This window comes from Anabaena azotica SJ-1 (assembly GCF_047275885.1).
Classification (GTDB): Bacteria; Cyanobacteriota; Cyanobacteriia; order Cyanobacteriales; family Nostocaceae; genus Trichormus_B; species Trichormus_B azotica_A.
The window spans coordinates 3,024,927-3,046,355 of the sequence record NZ_CP178454.1; the positions used below are offsets into that span (position 1 = coordinate 3,024,927).

Annotated in this window: 21 protein-coding genes and 1 CRISPR repeat array (1 of these 22 cut by a window edge); of the genes, 9 read left to right on the plus strand and 12 right to left on the minus strand. The window is 37.3% G+C overall.

Annotated elements, in window-relative coordinates:
- Positions 1–1,337: direct repeats of the CRISPR family, unit length 37 nt; unit sequence GTTTCAATCCCTAATAGGGATTAGGAGAAATTGCAAT (it extends 238 nt beyond the left edge of the window).
- A 270-nt stretch (positions 1,338–1,607) separates the two neighbouring features.
- A complete protein-coding gene (locus ACLLO5_RS13385) occupies positions 1,608–2,420 on the minus strand; it encodes a DUF1838 domain-containing protein (protein WP_413175952.1) in 813 nt (270 codons plus the stop codon).
- Positions 2,421–2,623: 203 nt separating this feature from the next.
- Positions 2,624–3,655: a VOC family protein gene (locus ACLLO5_RS13390; RefSeq protein WP_413175953.1), complete on the minus strand. Its 1,032-nt coding sequence runs from the start codon at positions 3,653–3,655 to the stop codon at positions 2,624–2,626.
- 236 nt (positions 3,656–3,891) lie between these two features.
- Here ACLLO5_RS13390 and ACLLO5_RS13395 point away from each other — a divergent pair, with 236 nt between their 5' ends.
- The 5 genes from ACLLO5_RS13395 (at position 3,892) to ACLLO5_RS13415 (ending at position 10,106) form a co-directional block, all read left to right on the plus strand.
- Positions 3,892–5,550: an NYN domain-containing protein gene (locus ACLLO5_RS13395; RefSeq protein WP_413175954.1), complete on the plus strand. Its 1,659-nt coding sequence runs from the start codon at positions 3,892–3,894 to the stop codon at positions 5,548–5,550.
- 310 nt (positions 5,551–5,860) lie between these two features.
- On the plus strand, positions 5,861–6,565 hold the full coding sequence (locus ACLLO5_RS13400; RefSeq protein ID WP_413175955.1) for an SDR family oxidoreductase: 705 nt from the start codon (positions 5,861–5,863) through the stop codon (positions 6,563–6,565).
- A gap of 110 nt (positions 6,566–6,675) precedes the next feature.
- Complete coding sequence (gene hppD, locus ACLLO5_RS13405) at positions 6,676–7,818, plus strand: 4-hydroxyphenylpyruvate dioxygenase (protein ID WP_413175956.1); 1,143 nt, start codon at positions 6,676–6,678, stop codon at positions 7,816–7,818.
- 205 nt (positions 7,819–8,023) lie between these two features.
- Complete coding sequence (locus ACLLO5_RS13410) at positions 8,024–8,710, plus strand: HAD family hydrolase (protein ID WP_413175957.1); 687 nt, start codon at positions 8,024–8,026, stop codon at positions 8,708–8,710.
- A gap of 187 nt (positions 8,711–8,897) precedes the next feature.
- Positions 8,898–10,106 carry a pentapeptide repeat-containing protein gene (locus tag ACLLO5_RS13415; protein ID WP_413175959.1) on the plus strand — a complete coding sequence of 403 codons (1,209 nt, stop codon included), beginning with the start codon at positions 8,898–8,900 and terminating at the stop codon, positions 10,104–10,106.
- Between the two features lie 255 nt (positions 10,107–10,361).
- Here the strand turns inward: ACLLO5_RS13415 and ACLLO5_RS13420 are convergent, their stop codons facing one another.
- Complete coding sequence (locus tag ACLLO5_RS13420) at positions 10,362–10,964, minus strand: DNA-3-methyladenine glycosylase family protein (RefSeq protein WP_413175960.1); 603 nt, start codon at positions 10,962–10,964, stop codon at positions 10,362–10,364.
- A 414-nt stretch (positions 10,965–11,378) separates the two neighbouring features.
- Between ACLLO5_RS13420 and ACLLO5_RS13425 the strand changes: the two genes are divergently transcribed.
- Complete coding sequence (locus ACLLO5_RS13425) at positions 11,379–11,576, plus strand: hypothetical protein (RefSeq protein WP_413175961.1); 198 nt, start codon at positions 11,379–11,381, stop codon at positions 11,574–11,576.
- Positions 11,577–11,749: 173 nt separating this feature from the next.
- On the opposite strand, the gene ACLLO5_RS13430 is transcribed toward ACLLO5_RS13425, so the two are convergent.
- Complete coding sequence (locus tag ACLLO5_RS13430; RefSeq protein WP_413175962.1) at positions 11,750–12,088, minus strand: hypothetical protein; 339 nt, start codon at positions 12,086–12,088, stop codon at positions 11,750–11,752.
- 182 nt (positions 12,089–12,270) lie between these two features.
- Complete coding sequence (locus ACLLO5_RS13435; RefSeq protein WP_413175964.1) at positions 12,271–12,672, minus strand: fasciclin domain-containing protein; 402 nt, start codon at positions 12,670–12,672, stop codon at positions 12,271–12,273.
- Positions 12,673–12,792: 120 nt separating this feature from the next.
- On the opposite strand from ACLLO5_RS13435, the gene ACLLO5_RS13440 reads away from it, so the two are divergent.
- Entirely contained in the window at positions 12,793–13,731 is a 939-nt protein-coding gene (locus ACLLO5_RS13440) for a putative 2-dehydropantoate 2-reductase (RefSeq protein WP_413175965.1), read from the plus strand.
- Between the two features lie 102 nt (positions 13,732–13,833).
- Here ACLLO5_RS13440 and ACLLO5_RS13445 read toward each other — a convergent pair whose 3' ends face one another.
- The 3 genes from ACLLO5_RS13445 to ACLLO5_RS13455 are packed head-to-tail and all read right to left on the minus strand — an operon-like array spanning position 13,834 to position 16,821.
- Positions 13,834–14,541, minus strand: a complete 708-nt coding sequence (locus ACLLO5_RS13445; RefSeq protein WP_413175966.1) for an actin-binding WH2 domain-containing protein — start codon at positions 14,539–14,541, stop codon at positions 13,834–13,836.
- Between the two features lie 19 nt (positions 14,542–14,560).
- A complete protein-coding gene (locus tag ACLLO5_RS13450) occupies positions 14,561–15,265 on the minus strand; it encodes an actin-binding WH2 domain-containing protein (protein ID WP_413175967.1) in 705 nt (234 codons plus the stop codon).
- A 14-nt stretch (positions 15,266–15,279) separates the two neighbouring features.
- Complete coding sequence (locus tag ACLLO5_RS13455) at positions 15,280–16,821, minus strand: FAD-binding oxidoreductase (protein WP_413175968.1); 1,542 nt, start codon at positions 16,819–16,821, stop codon at positions 15,280–15,282.
- Positions 16,822–16,909: 88 nt separating this feature from the next.
- On the opposite strand from ACLLO5_RS13455, the gene ACLLO5_RS13460 reads away from it, so the two are divergent.
- Positions 16,910–18,295: a Rieske 2Fe-2S domain-containing protein gene (locus ACLLO5_RS13460; protein WP_413175969.1), complete on the plus strand. Its 1,386-nt coding sequence runs from the start codon at positions 16,910–16,912 to the stop codon at positions 18,293–18,295.
- Between the two features lie 12 nt (positions 18,296–18,307).
- On the opposite strand, the gene ACLLO5_RS13465 is transcribed toward ACLLO5_RS13460, so the two are convergent.
- Genes ACLLO5_RS13465 through ACLLO5_RS13475 form a run of 3 tightly spaced genes read right to left on the minus strand, consistent with a single transcriptional unit; the run spans position 18,308 to position 19,258 of the window.
- Positions 18,308–18,727 (minus strand): PIN domain-containing protein, encoded by a 420-nt coding sequence (locus ACLLO5_RS13465; RefSeq protein WP_413175971.1) that lies wholly within the window; start codon positions 18,725–18,727, stop codon positions 18,308–18,310.
- The gene (locus ACLLO5_RS13470; protein ID WP_413175972.1) at positions 18,720–18,977 is read right to left on the minus strand and encodes a hypothetical protein; all 258 of its coding nucleotides are present in this window, start codon (positions 18,975–18,977) and stop codon (positions 18,720–18,722) included. Before ACLLO5_RS13470 ends, ACLLO5_RS13465 begins: the two co-directional genes overlap by 8 nt.
- Entirely contained in the window at positions 18,971–19,258 is a 288-nt protein-coding gene (locus tag ACLLO5_RS13475) for a type II toxin-antitoxin system Phd/YefM family antitoxin (protein WP_413175973.1), read from the minus strand. The genes ACLLO5_RS13470 and ACLLO5_RS13475 overlap by 7 nt, the downstream gene beginning before the upstream one ends.
- 196 nt (positions 19,259–19,454) lie before the next feature.
- Here ACLLO5_RS13475 and ACLLO5_RS13480 point away from each other — a divergent pair, with 196 nt between their 5' ends.
- Positions 19,455–20,225, plus strand: a complete 771-nt coding sequence (locus ACLLO5_RS13480) for a DUF5677 domain-containing protein (RefSeq protein WP_413175974.1) — start codon at positions 19,455–19,457, stop codon at positions 20,223–20,225.
- A gap of 19 nt (positions 20,226–20,244) precedes the next feature.
- On the opposite strand, the gene metK is transcribed toward ACLLO5_RS13480, so the two are convergent.
- Complete coding sequence (gene metK, locus ACLLO5_RS13485) at positions 20,245–21,429, minus strand: methionine adenosyltransferase (RefSeq protein ID WP_413175975.1); 1,185 nt, start codon at positions 21,427–21,429, stop codon at positions 20,245–20,247.

Sequence of the window (21,429 nt, forward strand, 5' to 3'; positions counted from 1 at the left end):
AGAAATTGCAATGCTACCCGCGCCTTAATCGCGCTAGGGTCATTAGATGTTTCAATCCCTAATAGGGATTAGGAGAAATTGCAATAAGAAGATCAAGATGGTAATAAGTACAATGAACTTGTTTCAATCCCTAATAGGGATTAGGAGAAATTGCAATACGCAGGGGTACACAGTCACTCATTTACTACCAACGCGTTTCAATCCCTAATAGGGATTAGGAGAAATTGCAATCAGAAACAGTTCACAATCACTATAAGCGGTTCTATTGTTTCAATCCCTAATAGGGATTAGGAGAAATTGCAATTTGTCCCCGGTATTTTCGCAAGTACACAGATATCAAAGGTTTCAATCCCTAATAGGGATTAGGAGAAATTGCAATGTCCATGAGGTAACTTCTTCTTCTTGGATTGTTAGTTTACCTGTTTCAATCCCTAATAGGGATTAGGAGAAATTGCAATAGACTGCTAAAGGTTATATTCCAGTGAGAACTTTTGTTTCAATCCCTAATAGGGATTAGGAGAAATTGCAATTAGAGGAAGTCATGACTAGCAAAATTGAGATATTACGTTTCAATCCCTAATAGGGATTAGGAGAAATTGCAATTTTTCCCTCCTCCTTTTGTAGCACCCCAAACTATGTTTCAATCCCTAATAGGGATTAGGAGAAATTGCAATGATGGTGTACTGAATCTCTTTCCGTAAACATTAAAATGCGTGTTTCAATCCCTAATAGGGATTAGGAGAAATTGCAATATGAACATTGCTAATGATGCTCTCACAAAGAAGTTGGGGTTTCAATCCCTAATAGGGATTAGGAGAAATTGCAATTCTGGGTTAGGCGCAATATGTAGTCATAATGGGTTTGTTTCAATCCCTAATAGGGATTAGGAGAAATTGCAATTTACGTGGGGCGGGGATATGGGGGAGAAAAAATAATTTAAGTTTCAATCCCTAATAGGGATTAGGAGAAATTGCAATTATTGATTTTGGAATGAAGCGATCAAGTTTGTTGTTTCAATCCCTAATAGGGATTAGGAGAAATTGCAATAAGCAGGGAGATGAAATTGGTAAGGTTGGCAGGTTTCAATCCCTAATAGGGATTAGGAGAAATTGCAATTTGATCCTCAATCTGATCTACCGTTGCCATGTAGTTTCAATCCCTAATAGGGATTAGGAGAAATTGCAATTACCCATACATTATGTACCACATCCGACCAATGTAAATGTTTCAATCCCTAATAGGGATTAGGAGAAATTGCAATTTTGCCGAGTTGCTTAAGCTGGGATTTGATGGACTCCATGTTTCAATCCCTAATAGGGATTAGGAGAAATTGCAATAGCGGGAGGCTGAAAGCCTATATATATGTAGTTTTCAAGGTTCGATCGCGCGGATGGTCTTATGATAGTCCATTTCAGGAATCGTGTCAAGGACAAAAAACGCTGAAACCCAGTCTGTGTAAGGTGCGCGGGTGTGTCAACCACAAAAGTACGCTCAAAGTATTGTCTAGCAAGAGATTCAGACATTTTTTGTACCACCGGATTTTTTACACCCACCCACCCGCGCAAAAAACAGAAGAACAGAAATTTCTGTCACCTGTCACCTGTCACCTACTCTTCCGCTGTTGGTAAAGGAAAAGTTTCTCCAGCTAAGTAAGCGGGAAAATGCTTTTGGAAATACAACCAAGAAGTCATGTCTTCCCCATCTACAAAGGCTTTTGGTGCTTGCTTATACAAAGGCAAACGGTTATTAATTTCTGCTTGTAGCAGTGGAGGTAATTCTGTAAAACCACCCACTTTGCTACCTGTGGCGCTGTAAATCAGATAACCGGGTCGTTGCCCCATTTTCATCCAAGGCAACCATTGACCAATTCTATCCCAACTTAGTTTGAGTTGAGTTACAGATGCTAATTCTGAATTTACTAAATCGGCACTGGAAACGGTAATTTTAAATAATTCTGCGGCTTGATAATTGGCAGATGGGCAATATTCCGCAAATTGGGGATCGTCTGCTAAAGGATTGGGATAATTGGGAAATAGATCAAAAACAAAGGTTGTATTTTCTCCTTCCACTTCTACGGGAAGTTTGCCTTTAAATTTGCCTTGCACGGGACTATTGGCAACGTGCATAACTGGAACTGTTTCACCTGTCCATGGATTTTCCCATTTTCTGACGATTTCGTCTGTTTCTGGGTTGAGGTAATAAGTTAGTTCTCTGGAAGTAAAATCCCAACGACCTTCAGCGGTGAGAATACAACGACTCACACTCATTCCCAGAATTTTAAATAATAGTTGTCGCTTTTCGCCAGGGATAAAGCTATAAATTCTACCTGTCCAAACTAAAAAAGTAGATTCGTTAGGGTCTAGGGAAGATCGAGTTTTTACCCATTGTTGGGCATCAATTTCTTGGATATGGGCTACCATTTGCTGTTTCCTGATTTATTTTATTATTAAATTAGTGTAAGCATTCAGCGTCAAGCGGTCAGAAATCTGCTTTTTAATGCTTACGCCTAAACTTGCTATTTGATCATCTACCTATTTATCAAACATTCTGACTCCTGAACTCCTGATAGCGAAGCGTGGCGTTAGCCATACTCCTGACTCCTGACTCCTGAACTCCTGACACATTAGTTTTTTGCTACCAATGTCCAAAAATAGCCATCTGGGGCAATGAAGGAAAAACTCTTTTCTCCAAATTCATTATTGACAATTTTAGTAACTTGTTGTGCATTACTAGCCTTAATTCTGTCAAAATAGGTTTCTATGTCCTGGACTCGGTAGGTGTAAAGGCACATTCCTAAACTTCCTGGTTGGGCTGATGTAAAGTGTGATTGCAGTTGGATGTTCTCTGGAAAGCGTACTATATAAAGTCTGCCGCTACGTGCTTCCATGAAGTTGGTTGCAGAGGAGCGAGGATCATCAAAAGCGGTGACTATAAATTTTTCTCCTGGTTGAAGATCAAAAAACTCTCTACCTGCGTCTGAAGATTCATAACTGGTTTCTACGTTATCCCGGACGCGCAATAGACCTAAAACTTGTTCATAAAATTGTAGGGTTTGTTTGCTGTCGTCTTGAACTACTAAGCCTAAGTGGGTAAACTGACTGGTGTTTAATGGTGCATGATGATTGATTTTGCCGTAATGGGGCATGGTATAACCAAAGCGTTGAAATAATACTTGTCGTGTTAAGGGTTGCAGTAGCATGATTTCTCGCACACCAATGGCAGGATTTAGAAATGGTTGGCTTTTTTGTTCTTTGTTATAAATTATTTCCCAATAAGGGTGGGTGTGTTTGATTGCCATACCCATGGCTTTGGCATTTTCGGCATGATTTAAAATGTTTAATACATCAGTGGTTAAGGTGGTAGCCCAGCGATTTCCTTGAATTTTCATGGAACTGATGCCTAAACCGCTATTTGTGGGTTGTTGCCAAGTCATTAGTCGAATTAAACCATGGTCTGCTTCTTGGTGGTAAAGACGGATGGCTTTTAAGGAGGAGTTGACCCCATATAATTGGTAAGCTGTTTCGGTGTTTAATTCTCCTGTTTGTCCTATACGATAGCCAAACTGTTGCCAATATTGAATTGCTAAAATTGGCTCTGTAACTCCAATACAGACTTCATAGATGCCTTCGATGGCTGTTGTTGTTCCTTGATTCATGACAAATTTTTTTTGGAATCATGTTTCAGGTATAATTAACCGCAAATGTACGCAGATAAACACAGATGGGTGAGTGAGTTTTATGATTGTATAGCAATTGCCTAACTGGTTAGAATATCAGCTGTACTTCTTATGGGAGTCGTAGGGATTGATACAACTTAGACACAAATAGATGTGTAATTCTTTCACCTGTTACCTGTCACCTATCACCTGTCACCTACCATACTGTGTGAGCTATGCTAAATCATGAGCGATCGCTAACTACCTATGATAATACGCTGTTAAATAAAATAGCCTCTCAGGTTTGCCAAGTAATTATTACTATTCATCGACAGCAGCCAGAATTATTGCTAGAAAAGTATAGAAAAGTTCAATGGCAAAATAATTCTAATCAATCTGCTTTGATTGCTAAGTTTACAGAATTACTTAGCCAAGCTCATAACTGGGATGAATTGCTCAAAAAACTCCAATTATCTCTGAAAGCTTTACTAATTCCCGCTGCTTTAGATTTACCAATTTTATCAGATTTAATCGCCAATATTCGCCAACAAAATCCTCTAATTTCTGAATTTAATGGTTCATTAATTCCTAATTCTATTACGTCTTTATTGCCGGTAGGCATTGCGGTTTTGCTTTTGGATGCTGAAAATCTACAAATTAATACCCAGACTGAAAAGTTTTTAGCAAATGTTTGTAATTGTCCTCTGCAAGTAAAAATTGCTTTTGCTAATTGGAGTAATCGGGGTAAGTTAGATATAGAATTGCATGAACGTGGTTATGATTTGATTCATGTTCCCGCTGGTAGGGATAATGCCGATGGCAAAATGATCGCTTTTGGTTCTTCTATTCATGAACTCTACCCCCATGCTAAGGAAGTTTTGGTTTGCTCGTCGGATAAGGTAATGACTAATTTATGCAATAATTTACAACAACATGGATTAATTGTATATCAAGTTAGTCAACATAGCGAAAATATTAATCTTTTTAATAATTCTACTGGTGAAACTACTATTTATAGTATTAAACCTTTGGTAGAAATTCCCTCTATTGAACAATTTATTTTGCAAGTCAAGGGTTTAATCAAAGAGGAGCAGAAACTGACGACTAGTGTTTGGGTTAAACTGTCTCATCTTGCTAAGATATATAAAGTTAAACATCAGTTACATCTTAGTCATATTGTTGCTAAATATTCACCTAATAAAAATGCTAAGGATATATTTGCTAAATATCCAGCAGATTTAGTAATTCATCAAATTGATGATAATTCAGAATTGTATGTAACGGTGTTCGATGATAATTTAAATTCTGGCAGAAATCAAACTGATAAGTCCGAATCCATCAAAAATATTCCATCAAGTTCTTTAACTAGAATTAATTCTAAGTTAGATTTAGAACTGGCTCTGAAAATGATTCTAGAAGATTTGATGAAAGAATCTACTCAGGTTGATTTTGATATTAGTATTTTGGCTATTCAATTTAAGCAAAGATATGGTAAACCCATTAGTGAACAAATAAAGGAGTTAAAAATCAATGGTAGTTATATTAAATTTTTACAGTCTTGTAGTTTTTTTCAACTTAAACAAAAAGATAACAAATGGGAAATAAGCGCATTAAATTTAACTAATACTAAATCTAATTTATTATCTGATATTAATTCTCCAGCGGCTTTGGAGGAAGCGATTAAAAACATTCTCACAATAGCAACTAATGAATTAGGGAATGGGTATATTGATATTAGTATTTTAGGAACTAAGTTCCATCAGCAATATGGTAAATCCATAACTGACCAACTCAAAGCGTTAAAGATTGGTGGTAATTATATGAAGTTTTTACAGTCTAGCAGTTCTTTTCAACTGAAACAAACTGGTAACAAATGGGAAGTCGCTATACGCTAGACCTGAATACTGAATTACAGCTACTAGAATACCGAAGGGCGAAGCATTCGGACAGAATATCAATTGTTTCAGCGATAGGTTATCACCCAATACTAGAATACCGAAGGGCGAAGCATTCGGACAGAATATCAATGGTTTTAGCGATAGGTTATCACCCAATACTAGAATACCGAAGGGCGAAGCATTCGGACAGAATATCAATTGTTTCAGCGATAGGTTATCACCCGAATGCTTCGCCCCTACTAGTCCCATAAATCGGGGGATGTTGTATATACTAAATAATAATGTGTAAAGAAATGTAAAGATAGTGATGCAGGATAAAGTTATTATCATCGTCGGTGCTACTGGTGGTATAGGGACAGCCTTAACCCGTCAGCTTGCACCCACAGGGGCAAAACTGGTACTAGCTGCTAGAAATGCAGTAAATTTAGCAACTTTGGCTGAGGAGTTATCGGGGGAAGTGTTGACAGTACCTACGGATATTACTCAACCAGACCAGGTAAAGGCATTGATTCAAGCAACTTTGAGGCGGTTTGGTCAAATTGATGTGTTGGTGAATGCGGCTGGTATTGGTATCCTGAAGCCCTACAATAGTATAGAACCGGGGGAATTAGAGAAAATTCTAGATTTGAATTTAAAAGGCTGTTTTTATACTACTCAGGCAGCAGCCCAAGAGATGCAAAAACGTAAGTCTGGTCATATCTGTAATGTGGTAGGGATTTTGGGTAAGCATTCTATGGGTATGGCTGCGGCTTATTCTGCGTCTAAGTTTGGTGTTGTTGGTTTTAGTAAGTGTATGGCTGAGGAGTTAAAACGCTTTGGTGTGAAGTTCACGCTGTTCTATTTTGGTGGGGTGGATTCTCCTTTTTGGGACAATGTAAGCTTAAAGGTAGACCGAAGCAAAATGCTGAGTTGTGAAACTGCGGCTAATGCTATTTTCTATGCTTTATCTGCTGAACCTCAAGCTGTACCAATGGAAATTAATATTCAACCGGATAGTCATTTGTTTTTCTAGTTATCGCTATGATGCAGACACTCAAAGATTGATTGAGAAGATAAATTCTGTAAATCCTTAAATTCTGTAAATCCTGATATGGCTACGCCACGCTATGCTATCAGACAATTATGATCCAAATTGATCACGTTCACTTCTATGTAGAAAATGCCCAAAAGTGGCGAGATTGGTTTGTCAATTATCTGGGTTTTCAAACAGCAGTGAGTGCGATTTTTCCTAATCCTATAAATCAGGGAATATCGTTTCATACTCATACAGAAGCAGTGAAAAATGGGAATGTCTATTTTTTGCTGTCTTCTCCTTTGTTACCCATAAGTCCAGTGGCTGAGTTTTTACGTCATCATCCTCCTGGTGTGGTAGATATAGCTTTTGCTGTGGCAGATTTGCAAGCGGTGATGACAAGAGTAATTGCCAATGGTGCTAAAATTCTCCAACCCATCCATCATGCTGTAGCTTGCAAATACGCAAAGATTGCTGCTTGGGGTGATTTGACTCATACATTGATTGAAAGAAATTCGAGAAAAGGTGAGGATGGAGAAACAAATCAAGTCAAAAACCAAGAATTAAAAGTCAATATTAAAGAACTTTGTCCTGTTTCTAATCACCTATCACCCCACATTTTTACGGCTATAGATCATGTGGTTTTAAATGTGGGAGTTGGTGAATTAGAGGCTGCGGTTAGTTGGTATCAAAAAAATCTTGATTTTCAACCCCAACAAAGTTTTAAAATTCAAACTGAACGCTCGGCTTTGTATAGTCGGGTGATGATTTCTGCTAATGGTAAGGTACAGTTACCAATTAATGAACCGGCTTCTCCTAATTCCCAAATTCAGGAGTTTTTGGAGGTGAATAGGGGTTCGGGAATTCAACATATTGCTTTACGGACACCTCATTTAATTAGTGCGATCGCACGGTTTCGGGCTGCGGGTCTATCGTTCCTCTCTGTTCCTGACAGCTATTACTCAAATTTACAACAGCGGTTAGAGTTTCCTTTATCTTCGGAAGAATTGCAAGCGATCGCACAACAAGAAATATTGGTTGATTGTCAAAAAGATTCTCCTTCAGGGGCTTTACTGTTGCAAATTTTCACTCAGCCAATTTTCAACGAACCGACTTTTTTCTTTGAGTTTATTGAACGTCGTTCCCAAGCATCCGGTTTCGGTGAAGGTAATTTTCGGGCTTTGTTTGAAGCGATTGAAAGCGAACAAGTTAAACGGGGGTTTGTTAGGGAAGAGGTGATAGGTGACAGGTGACAGGTGACAGGGAGTAGAGGAGTAGGGGAGCAGGGGAGCAGGGGAGCAGGGGAGTAGGTGACAGAAGCTAAATGCTTATTTTCCGCATCCCTCCATCTTCCTCATCTTCCTCATCTTCCCCATCTTCCTCATCCCCCTCATCCCCCTCATCTCCTCATCCCCTCATCTCTGAGATAATGGACACAAAATTTAACTTGATCAAGTGATGCTGAGATTAATTACTGATTTTGATGGACCGATTATGGATGTTTCGGAACGGTACTATCAAGTTTATCAATTGTGTTTGCGGGAAACGCGATATCCTGACCAAGTGGTGACGGAACTTTCTAAAGCGGAATTTTGGGAACTTAAGCGATCGCACAGACCTGAAAAGGAGATTGCTTTAAAATCTGGTTTAGATGCAGAACAAGCACAGGAATTTACTAAAATTCGCAAGCGAACAGTACATACACAGCCTTATTTTCAGTATGATATCCCCGTACCTGGGGCTTTAGATGCGCTGTCCAAAGTTCAACAAGCGGGGATTGATTTGGTAGTCATGACCATGCGTAGGGTGAGAGAACTGGACTATGCGGTTAATAAATATAATTTAGGTGAGTTTTTTCCTGAAAATCGCCGTTATTGTCTCAGCAACGATTATGTCAAAACCCGTGATATTGAAGATAAACCTCTGTTGATGGCTAGGGCTTTAGCGGAATTACCACCTGCTGAGAATACTTGGATGGTGGGAGATACAGAGGCTGATATTGCTGCTGCTAAAAAACATGGTATTAAGATGATAGCTGTAGAAAGTGGGATTCGCGATCGCACTCAATTAGAACTCTACCAACCTGACTTAATTATTAAAGACTTGAGAACCACTGTAGATATGATCCTCTCTGAAGAAGTGTAATCGCGTCCTTTGGGCGCTCATATCTTGCCTTCTTACGTATAATTCCAGGTAATCTAAAAAGATGCGCGATAATGCTACCTAATTATTATTGGGTTTTATCGAAAAATTAGGAGTTTTGGAATTATACTGTGTAATAAAAATAAATTATTTTTTAAACGCAAGATGTAAGGATAGGGAATAGCTCAAGATGACAAGTGAAGAACATCTCACAATACTTCTGCAAGGGGCAAAAGTTTGGAATAATTGGAGAATTAAAAATTTACAAATAGAGTTAGACCTCAGAGAAGCTGACCTCAGAGAAGCTGACCTCAGTAGGGCTGAACTCATTGGGGTTAACCTCAGTGGGGCTGACCTCAGTGGCGCTATCCTCAGCAAGGCTAACCTCAGTGGGGTTAACCTCAGTGGCGCTAACCTCAGTGGCGCTAACCTGAGTAGAGCTAACCTCATTGGGGCTATCCTCAGTAGGACTAATCTCATGGGGGTTAACCTCAGTGGGGTTAACCTCAGTGGCGCTAACCTCAGTGGGGTTAACCTCAGTGGGGTTAACCTCAGTGGCGCTAACCTCATGGGGGTTAACCTCAGTGACGCTAACCTCAGTTGGGTTAACCTTAGTGGCGCTATCCTCAGTGGCGCTATCCTCAGTAGGACTAAACTTATTGGGGCTAAACTTATTGGGGCTAAACTTATTGGGGCTAACCTCAAAGAGGCTGACCTCATTGGGACTAACCTCACAGAGGCTGAACTCCGAGAGGCTAACCTCATTGGGATTAACCTCAGTGGCGCTAACCTCAGAGAAGCTAACTTCAGAGAAGCTAACCTCAAAGAAGCTAACCTCAGTAGAATTCAAGCCTTAAATACAAATTTCACTTCTGCCAACTTAACCGGAGCTTGTATAGAAGAATGGCAGATTAACAGTGCTACAAATCTCACTGGTCTAATATGTGATTACGCTTATCTTAAACAAGGACAACAAGAACGTCGTCCCACTAGTGGGAGTTTTGCATCTGGTGAGTTCACCAAGCTGTATCAAAAATCTTTAGAAACAATTGACTTAATTTTCCGTACTAGCATTAACTGGGATGCATTTGCTTACTCATTTAAGAAAATTGAAGTTGAGAACCAAGACTCTCAATTAGATGTCCAGAGCATTGAAAAAAAGGGGGATGGAGTTCTTTTAGTCAGAATTAGCGTTGATCCTGATGCTAACAAGGAGAAAATACATGGTGACTTTATGCAAGGATATAAATTTGCTCACAAAATTCTGGAAGGACAATATCAATCAAGACTAGAAAATAAAGATAAAGAAATTAATCGCTTATTTTATTTAGTTAATCAACTACAAGAAAAATTAGGCGAAGTACCAGATACTGTTAGCGAAACATTAATTAACAATTAGGAATTATTATGCTAAACCGATAATTTGAGAGGAGGGAACTCTTAACAGGCAACAGGAAGACAATATGTGTAATTAATTCTGTCTAGTACAGATTGGCGTAAATAATACCATTCTCAATCGCTAAAAAGCTTACTCCATAATACTTTTGACCTTCGCCCTGCGGTACTAGGTACTTAGTGCCTCAAAACTTTTGCATCTGGGTAACTACTGTTTTGATTTGCTATAGTTCTTCAAATTCCTCATTCAAAACTTTCCTCAAGCATTTTCCAGACTCTGCCACAGATACCAGCAAGCAATGGTACGGTAAGGTTTCCAGGGTTGACCTAATTGTTCTACGGTTTGTTTATTAGGAAGGTCAGTTAAACTATAAACATTACGAATAGCTGCACGAATACCCAAGTCATCCACAGGTAAAACATCCCAGCGATGTAACCTGAATATTAGCAACATTTGTACCGTCCAACGTCCAATACCCTTAACTGTAGTTAAACACTTAATAATAGATTCATCATCTATTGTTTGCAGGTCATCTAAGCTAGGTAATTCCTCAAACCGTTGTGCTAAATCTTTTAAATAGGAAATCTTAGGACGGGAAATGCCCACGGAACGCAAAACATCATCTGGGGTATTGAGGATATGACTGAATGTAAATGAATCAGTATATAGTTCTAAAAATCTGTGGTGAATGGCTGCTGCGGCTTTACCTGAGAGTTGTTGATAAATAATGGCACGACACAGACAATCTAATAAATCTCCTGTTTGTTGCACCTGATTTAGCCTACATTCTCCTATTTGCTCTATCAACCGAGCTAAAATAATATCTTGTTTAAGTACGTCAGTAGCAACTGTGTAATTCATTTTTATCTATTAATAAATAGGTTATATTTTATTCTAGCAATATACTAGTAGCAAAAATTTTACCTGCTTTAATTATCTCCACTGCTTTGCTATTAATTTATTAATATTGTCAGACATAATTAAAGTTATTGCGACTGCAATTGTACATACCCTACCAGATATAGCAATCCTATATTATTCATGAATAACGAGATATTTAATCTATTTAAAAAGTTGGGTATCTAAGCCACTAATATCCAAATTAATCAGATGTCGCTAGACAAAAATATATTGATTATGTCCATGTAATTGACATGAAATCCTTGATTTATAAGATTTTTTTTGAAAATATGAGAAATAGGATTAATTGAAATCCAGTCAAATTTTGTTTCTTAGTTTCAGAAATTTTCAGATAGATATAAAGGAGGAATTCTCATGGCTAAGATCACACTTTCTAACCTACTTCCTAGCGGGTATGAATTATTTAATGACTCCACCAGTTTTTTAAATGAATTAGGTACTCAAGACATACAAACTGTTGTGGGAGGAGGTCATTCTTGTCATGGTCATTACCATAAACAGCATTCTCACAAAGACTACTCTCACAAATCTTATGGTGGTGGCTGGTGGTAAATAACGAAGTATCATCACTTCCTGTAAATTAATCATGAAATGATGAAATGATGAACATAGTTAATAGCTAATTAAATTTTATGGGAGAGTAATTACAACTACTCTCCCATTTGTTCATATAAATTTAATCTGGATTAATTCTGGAAAAATCAGCGAGACTAGCAGTAATTCGTTTATCTATTAAATTTCCAGGGATAAACAAATTCTAAAGAATTTAACCGCCAGATCATAGCCGCTAAATTGGTCAATAAACAAGTGATTGCTAAACCCAGCAAAATAAAAGTTGGCAGCATCACTACACCGATGATGAACCAAGTATAAACGTGCAGCATCATCACGAAAGCAAACATACTAGCAAATCCAGCCGCTTGACATACTTGAACAGTGGGGCGGTTTATTGCTGTGAGAATAATGGTCAAAGATGTGGCAAGAATATTGGCTGGTATGAGAAAGGCACAAATTCCTGAACAATTGGCGCGTGATATTTCAGCTAAAGTGTTGAAATCAATCATTAATTTATGGTAATAAGATTTAGCTTATTATTATAAGGTTAACATTTATTTATCTAACTAGTTTAACCTTAGCATAATGTGAGTAATCACGTAAGATATTTTACATTCTTTAAAGAATTAAGCTACCTTAAATTTATTTAAATTTATTTAATAGATGGTGGACAATAGCCACCATTACTAAATTACCCCATCAAAATCACGGTATCAATAACGTGAATTACACCATTATCAGCATCAATATCTGCTGCTAAAACCGTGGCATTTTTGACTTCAAAACCATCATCACAATTAATTTTAATGGGTGAACCTTCCACAGAAATCACCGTTCCCAGTTTTGCTAAATCAGCCTTAGTCAGTTTTCCCGGCACGACATGATAAGTTAAAATGCGTGCTAACTGGGGAATATTTTGTAATAGAGTGGTGATAGTTCCTGGGGGTAATTTGGCAAAAGCGTCATCGGTGGGTGCAAAGACAGTGAATGGCCCTGGACTTTTTAAGGTTTCCACTAAACCAGCAGCTTGGACGGCAGCTACCAAAGTTTTAAACGCATCATTACTAACCGCAATATCAACAATATCAGCCATTGATGTCACCTCAAATCAGTCAAAGGTCATAAAGAATAGTAAATCATGTTTAAGTTTTCTAAATTAAAATCTTGGTACAATATCCCTTTATGATTTTTCTAAGATTTATTTATAGCTGAAATGGGCGATCGCACTTATGGAATTCTGGGGACTGGTGCATTAGGCGGTTTTTATGGCGCAAAACTGCAAAAAGCTGGTCATAACGTCCACTTTTTACTCAAAAGTGATTACCCAGATGTCAAACAAAATGGTTTAATCGTTGAATCTAAAGATGGTGATTTTATCCTCCCCCAAGTCCAAGCATACAACGAGGTCGGAAAAATGCCCCGTTGCGATGTGGTCGTAGTCGCACTCAAAACAACTCAAAACAACTTACTACCGCAGATGTTACCACCTGTCATCAAAGATGATGGCGTAGTGTTAGTATTGCAAAATGGACTAGGTATAGAAGCAGAAATAGCCCAAATTGTCGGTAATGTCAAGGTAATAGGGGGGTTATGTTTTCTGTGTTCCAACAAAGTCGGGCCAGGACATATCCGCCATTTAGACTATGGACAAATTACCTTGGGTGAATATGCTGCTAACTATCATCCCACGGGAATTACAGACAAAATGCGAGAAATAGCCGCAGATTTTGAAAATGCTGGTATTTCCATAGAACAATTGGAAGATTTATTGTTAGGTCGTTGGAAAAAATTAGTGTGGAATATTCCCTACAATGGACTGTCTGTTATTCTCAATGCGAGGACAGATGAATTAATGGCAGATATACACACCCGTCAGTTAGTTGAAAATTTGATGTTTGAAGTAGCATTAGGGGCAAAAAGTACAGGGCGTTTAATTCCTGAAAGCTTCATTCAAACCATGCTGGATTATACAGTAAAAATGATACCGTATCGGACGAGCATGAAAATTGACTTTGATGAATGTCGTCCTTTGGAAGTAGAAGCAATTTTTGGCAACCCATTAAGAAAAGCAGAAGCAGCAGGTGTAAATTTACCGCTAATTCGTTGTTTATATCAACAGTTGAAGTTTTTGGATGGAAAAAGGAAGAGGTGATTGGTGATTGGTGATAAAATCTCAGTGTTTATCCTGTTCATCCTTTAATCCTGGAAATCCTGATTCTGACAATTTCTTTAACTATATTCTCTTTTTAACGAATCATCTCATCCCTAATATTTCTGATATAGCTTGGACAATATCCAGATAAAAATTACCTTTCACTGCCCGAAATAACTCAAATTTATAACCGGGCGCACCAAAGAAGGGACGGAGAAACCATCCTAACTGCATACCCACAAAAGCGTAAAGAAATAGCCAGGATTTTAAAATTGTAGTCCGGGTTTTTTTACCCACTTCATCTTGTTGGGAAAGTAACTGCATACCTTCATAAAGAAACCTCACACCAAAAATACCCGTAATACCAAAAATTAAGACATTCAAGAGTTTAAAAAATTGGTATGAATCAGGGGCTGTAATCATAAAAAACAGCGTCACTGGTGCTAAACTAAATAACAAAACACTAATTACAGACACTGCTGTCATTAAAACAGCGAAATGTTGTTGAAAGGTGCTGCGTGAACCAAATAAAACGTTAAAAAAGAATAAGGTGGGAAAGCAGATCATCAAGGTTAATAAATAAAAAGCTGGTAATTTAATGGCGCTAGATAATGCTTGTCCGAAACTGTTAGAAAAGCCAATAATTAAGCCATAAATTGCAAAGAATATCGAACTGGTAATAAAGAGAGAACTGATTTTACTTTGAAGTCTTACCTCTTGGCTAATTTCTTCTAAAAAATTCTGGCGATCGCGTAATAAATTGAGCAAAACACCAAAGTGTTTTTTCACATAAGCTTGTTTTTCTAGCATTTTAATTTCCCCTGAGTAATTAACGAATTCCTAATAAATAACCGAGAGATTGTAATAAACTTAAATAAAAATTACCTTCTCTTTCTCTAAACAATTGAAAAACCGAATCTGGCGTACCAAAAAAAGGTCTAAGTGTCCATCCTAACTGACTACCTACAAAAGCATAAAGGAATAACCAAGCTTGGATAATTTTATTGCGAGTTTTACTACCTTGATCTTCCTGTTCTAAAACCACATGAGTCGCATTATATAAAGAAGAAACACCAATAAATCCAGTCAATGCAAAAACAATGACATTGAGTAAAATTAAAAATTGGTAATTATTGGTAGTCATTAAAAAAAACAAAGTAACTGGTGCAAAGCTAAATAAAAGCACGCTAGTCACTGAAACCGCTGTTAGCACCAAAGCAAAATACTGTCCAAAAGTGCGTTTTGACCCAAAAATAATATTAGCAAAAAACAAAGTCGGTAGACAAATCAACAGAGTAATTAAATACAATGCTGGTAATTTGACAGCAGAAGATAAAGCTTGCATCCAGCTATGATATGCACCTATAATTCCGCCGTACATAGCGATAAATAGAGAACTACAAACCAAAAGGGAAATGATTTTACTTTGTAATCTCACACCTTGGCGAATCTCTTCTAGGAAAATTTGACGTTCTCGCAGTAATTCAATTAGCACCGCAAAGTATTTTACACCACCAGATTTACGCTCAATCATTTTATCCTCAGATATTATTCAGAGTAATCACCACCAGAACCAAACTTCCAAGCATCTACCAAACGATGCCAATAATATTGTTGTTGAATTGGTAAATTATTAATTAATGTTTTTAACATAGGATGAAGAGAAAACAATCCAGTATATACACCTAAATTTGTGTAATGCCACATCCAATCTAGCAAACTGATTAAACCGACTTGGGGGATAATTTTAGCAACTAATAGAGGATGAGATAAACCCGTTTTTAACAAAGTTTTTGTTAACGCCCCAAACTGAACAACATCTTGTAAAAATGGTTTTAAAACAGGTGTTCCTAATTTCTGCATTTCCTCAAATACAGCCGAAAGGAGTTGGTTAATTTGTTCGGGTAGAATTTGTTGATTTACACCCACACTCATTGCCTTTTGAAATAACCAAGTCACACTCAAACTCGGTTGATAAGGTTGTAGCAGTGCTAAAGATTGAGCAGATAATTGTTCAGTTGTTAATGCTTCCTCAATGCCGAAAGTTAACCTTTGCAAATGACGAACCATAGCCCCAAAACCACCAAAACTTAAAGGTGATTGATTACCGCTACTATCTCCCACTGGTAAAATCCGATTCCAAGGAGTTTGGAGAGGACTTTGGCGATAACTGGGAAAGAAACCAAACAACGCCCGTTTAAAATTTAATTGATTAATTTCCACACCTTGATATTGTGGTAAAAGGCGTAAATATTCCTCAAATAAATTTTCTAAACTCAAACGTTGTGGATGTGCATCCATATAGGTAAATAAATAAGTTGTTCTCCCATCCTTAGCTGGAAAAGCTTCCCAAAAGTATTGGCATTGATTTTGCAAAGCCGTGAAAGATAACAACAAATCCCCTGAGTTATTTTCCGGAAAACCTTCAGCACAACTTCCCACAACTAAACAAAGTGCATCTGGTTTTTTTCCTTGACGTGCTTGTTGACTGATGGGAGAAAGATTTCCCATTGCATCCAGTAACAATTTCCCGGTAAATTGATTATTGACCTTGACTCCATTACAATGAACTACGACATTACTAAAAGGCGTGTTTTCAAACAACTTCCCTCCAGCAGCGAGAAAGCGGGTTTTTAGAGTTTGTAACAGATAAATAGGGTCTACACCAATGTTGAGAACATCGTCTACCCAAACTTCTGTACCACCTTGAAAGCTGACTCGTGCAGGATTATATTCAGTAACTATCGTTTTGGCTAATTCTGTTTCTGTCAACAAATCTAATTCTCTAAAAACTGCTAATTCTTTGCGAGAAATATTCCATTCCTGTTCTCTCCCGCGCAAAATTCCCCTTTCCAGCAACGCTACACGCACACCCCGCACCGCTAAAGCGCAACCGATCAAAATTCCTAATGTTCCACCACAGATAATTACATCCCAGTCCACAGCGTCTAAAGGTTCTGGGTTTTCTGTCACCACATTGGGGATGACTGGGTGATCGGTTCGCAGAGATGTTAAAATGTTATCTGTGCGACGTAAACCGCCTAAAACATCGCCTGGAAGTTGGGAAAGAATCTCTTCGGTTAAAGACATAAAAGTTGTTAGATAGTGTAATTGTTAAGATTGTTGAAGCCAGTTATAATTTAACAGAAGATTATCAACAAGTTAGATTTTAAGAATTATGGAAAATCAATTTTCTTGGATTCAGCAATGGTATCCTCTTATTCCTATCAGTTATTTAGATTCACAGCAACCGACTTCTGTCAACCTGCTGGGTAAAAAGCTCGTAATTTGGAGAGATAATCATCAAAACTGGGTAGTGATGGATGATGCTTGTCCTCATAAATTAGCGCGTCTATCTCTGGGAAAAATTAATGCAGATGGGAATCTGATGTGTAGACATCATGGTTGGTGTTTTAACAGCGAAGGGAAATGCACAAAAATTCCCATGTTAGCTGGTAGTGAAGCCGAAGAAACAGCTTGTAAAAGTGAGCGATCGCAAATTACCACCTATCCCACAAAAGTAGCACAAAATTTACTCTGGGTATGGCCTGATCATAGTGTAACAGCATTTACAGACTGTACATCAAAACAACCAGCCACCATCCCAGAAACAGAACTTGATATTGATGCCATAGACTGGTATATGTTTGAAGCACCTGTGGGTTATATAGTATCAGTTGAAAGTAGCCTTGACCCTTCCCATGCTCAATTTTTACATGAAGGAATTGGCTCTTTTTCACCAGAAAAAACCGTACCTATTCAACAGTTTGAAAATGTAGGAGAAATCACAAGTCAAGGTGGTTTTACTCTCCAACATAGCGGTTATAATGTATCAAATAAAGAGATGGAAGCTACGCGGAAATTTACGCCACCTTCTGCAAATACGACTATATATAAATATGCCAACGGCAAAAGTAACTTATTTCAATTATACTTTGTACCAACTAAACCAGGTTATTGTCGGTACATCGTGAAGTTTCTAGTTGGTGGTAATTCTGGTTCTAAGAATTTGTTTTTTAATCTACTTCCTCAATATTTACAAACAGGATTAAAACATATATCTGGTTACAAGCTTGCTGATCAAGATTTAGCGATGATGCACTCTCAAGAAACGATTGAATCATCATTACAAAAACCTTGGAATAAAGCTTATTTTATGCCAGCTAAATCAGATGTAGGTATCGTTACTTTTAGGAAATGGTTAGATGAATTTGCTGGAGGTAGTCCAGCTTGGGAAGAAGATATAAAAACCAGTTTTCAAGAATTAGATGATCAGCAATTATTTGATAGATGGCACAGACATACAAAGCATTGTCCTAGTTGTCGAAATTCTTTACTGTTCATAGAAAAAGCCCAAAGAATTTGTACGAACAGTATCGTAGTCTTTGCAGTTTTGGCATTGCTGTTAATTTTAATAAATGTGCCTGTAGAATTAGCAGTATTATCGACAGTTATTGCTGTTGTTAGTTGCTTGGCATTTTATTTATTAGATGATTTAAGACATCGTTTTTTAAGCAGCGTTTCTAAACGAGGTATACCTTGGTTAAAACTGTATGATAATTAGGGGAAACTGTGTTTATATTCTCCAATTATCTAGCTTCAAATTGTAACCCAGTGCTTGAATACGCTGATAGTGAGATAAATTACCGCTAACTAATATCAAGTTTTGCTGGATGGCGATCGCTGCGATCATAGCATCAGCCAGTCCTATGGGTTGTCCTGTGCGTTCTAAATCAGCATAAATGCGCCCTGCTAACTCAGCCTCACCCAGTTGTATTGTTAACACTTCAGCTTCAATAATTTCTACAAAAAATTGTTGGATTTTATCTTCTCGTTTTAGCTTATGCCAACCTTTGACAATTTCCAAAACGGTTATTGTGCAAATGGTATAAAAGCCAAAATGATCATGATAAGCAGAAGCGTTGGTTGCTACACGCTGATTCACACTCTTGAGAATCTCAGAAAAAATATCAGTGTCAATTAGTACCTTATCCAAAGCGTTGATTTAATGGGTGTGCTGCTCGATCTTTCATTACTTCTTCTAGCATAGCGTCTACTGACTCAGGATCATCAGCAAATAATCCCAGTAAACGGTCTTTTGCTGGTTCTGCTACTGCTAGTTTATCAATTGCGTAAGCAATCAACTGTGACAAGTCTAAATTGTGGGACTTTGCCAAAGCAAGTGCTTTTTCAAGGGTTTTTTGGTCAAGTTGCAGTTCTATTTTTTCTACGTCACATTTTACCATGAGCTAAACCCTCCAGTGCAAATGTTAAAGACTTCTATACTAACCATTTTAGACTGAGTAAGTGCAACTTCAGCAGATTGACCCAAAAGCATATCTTCTAATTCCTTGAGCCTATGGATTAATTTCTCGTAGCTTTGGGCTGAAATAATTACATAACTAGGCAGTGATTGCTTGGTGAGTAGAACTGGCTCAGTAGTGACTTTGTCAAAAACTTCTCCGTGTTGATTGCGAGCATCTGTGAGAGTGTAGATCTGTATAGCAATTTTGACTAATTTCGACATTTTGGCTATATTTATTTTAGCAGATGCGATCGCATGATTGATATCAACTCGATTTGGAAGATTTGTAGACTAGTGGATTTCAGATAATAGCTAAATGTCTATTAATTTTTCAATATTCTTGTTATTAATTATATACCAACAGCAAGTATTGTTTTGGTATAAATTTAGTCAATATAGTTCAAAAAATTAAATTTATATGTCTTCTACTTCACCAGATATTCAGAAAATTGTTGAACTCATTCAAGAAATTGTAAATAGATTCAGAGTTTCTTACTCTCAACTCTATAGATCGGAACAATTAGAGTCAGATATATCTATTGACAACTACTTGAAACTCTTAATTAGACATATAGAAGGAATACTATATTTTGGTAGCAAAGATATTCTTTTGCTACCACCAGCACTATCTCTTGCAAGAACAGTAATTGAGACTTGCGCTAATACACTGTGGCTACTTAATCCAGAAGATCCCTGGGAACGAGAAATTCGTTTAATTGCCTTGCTAAAGGCAGAAATAACAGGTTATAAAGATTATATAAAAAACCTCCAGGACTACAACGAAGATATATCAATACCAGAGAATGACTTAATGCTTATGCAAGAATATATAGACAATATAAAGGGTAATATTCCACCTCATTATAAAGAAATTAAAGAATTTCCAAAATTCCGTTGTTTACTTAGTTCTATTAAGTTAGATAAGATATATCCCACTTATCGTATTCTTTCCAAATTCACTCATGGTACACATTCAGCTACCTGGTTGTACAAACGCACTTTGGATGAAGATACAGTATTCGGAGAACGTATAGAAATAAAAGAATGGTACACTCCCTTATATATTTGTTGGTACGCAATTAATCAGGCTGGCTGCCAATTCTTAAAAAGATATGGAGGTGATATTGAATATTTTTTGTCAGATAATCTTCAAAATGAAATTAAACAAGCCCTTGATGCAATCAAGTAGTTTTGCAAATCTAATAAATCTAAAACACCCTCACCTTATCCACCTTTTCCCAAGGTAATTCTATATCACTCCTACCCACATGACCATAAGCAGCAAGCTGACGATAAAAACCACCTTTATTTAATGAAGGTAAAAACCTTAAATCAAATTTCTTGATAATTCCTGCTAACCGAAAATCAAAATGCTTCTCTAAAATTGTGGTAATTTCCTCATCAGAAATCTTCCCAGTTCCAAAAGTTTCTACCTGCACACTCACAGGTCGAGAAAGTCCGATAGAATAACTTAATTGCACTTCGCACTCATCAGCTAATTTGGCAGCAACGACATTTTTAGCGGCATATCTGGCAGCATAAGCACCAATTCTATCTATTCTAATCGGGTCTTTGCCACTTAAAGCTGAACCGCTATGTTTAGAATATTCACCATAGGTATCAATAGCGTTTTTTCTACCTGTTAAACCTGCATGGGTAGTCGGTCCACCAGTAATAAATCTGCCATGAGGATTAATAAATATTCTAGTTTTGGCATCAGGTTTAATTTTTTCATTTGCAAATACAGGATGAATTACAGTTTCTCGAATATCATCTTGTAATTGCTGTAAATCCGGTTCTGCACGTTGATTTTGACTAGCGATAACTGCGATGCTGTGAATTCTATAAGGTTGACGATTTTTATATTCCACACCCACCTGAGTTTTACCATCTGGTGTCAGATAGGGCAGAATTTTCTGCTTTCTCACTTCACTAATTTGTCTTGCTAATTTATGTGCCAACCAAATCGGTAAAGGCATGAGAGTATAAGTTTGATTGCAAGCAAAACCAAAAACTGTAGCCTGATTAGTAACAGTAATTTTCTCTATTTCTCCATCCGATAAAATCTTTTCATCAAATAAATGATGGTCTTCTGGAGGTAATTCTGTTAAACTAGTTAAAATACTACAATTTTTACCATTAAATTCTGTTTGTTGATAACCGACTTGTTCAATTACCTGCCTTGCTATGTTGGTAAAATCAACATTGGCATTGGGTTCAAATCTGGCAGCAATAAAAACAATACCTGTAGAAACTGCACATTCTGTAATGATTCTTCCATAGGGATCTTGTTGTAAAAATCGGTCTACAATGGCATCACTAATCTGATCACAAAGTTTATCAGGATGTCCTTCTGTGACAGATTCTGATGTAAACATAAAATCTTTTTTCAT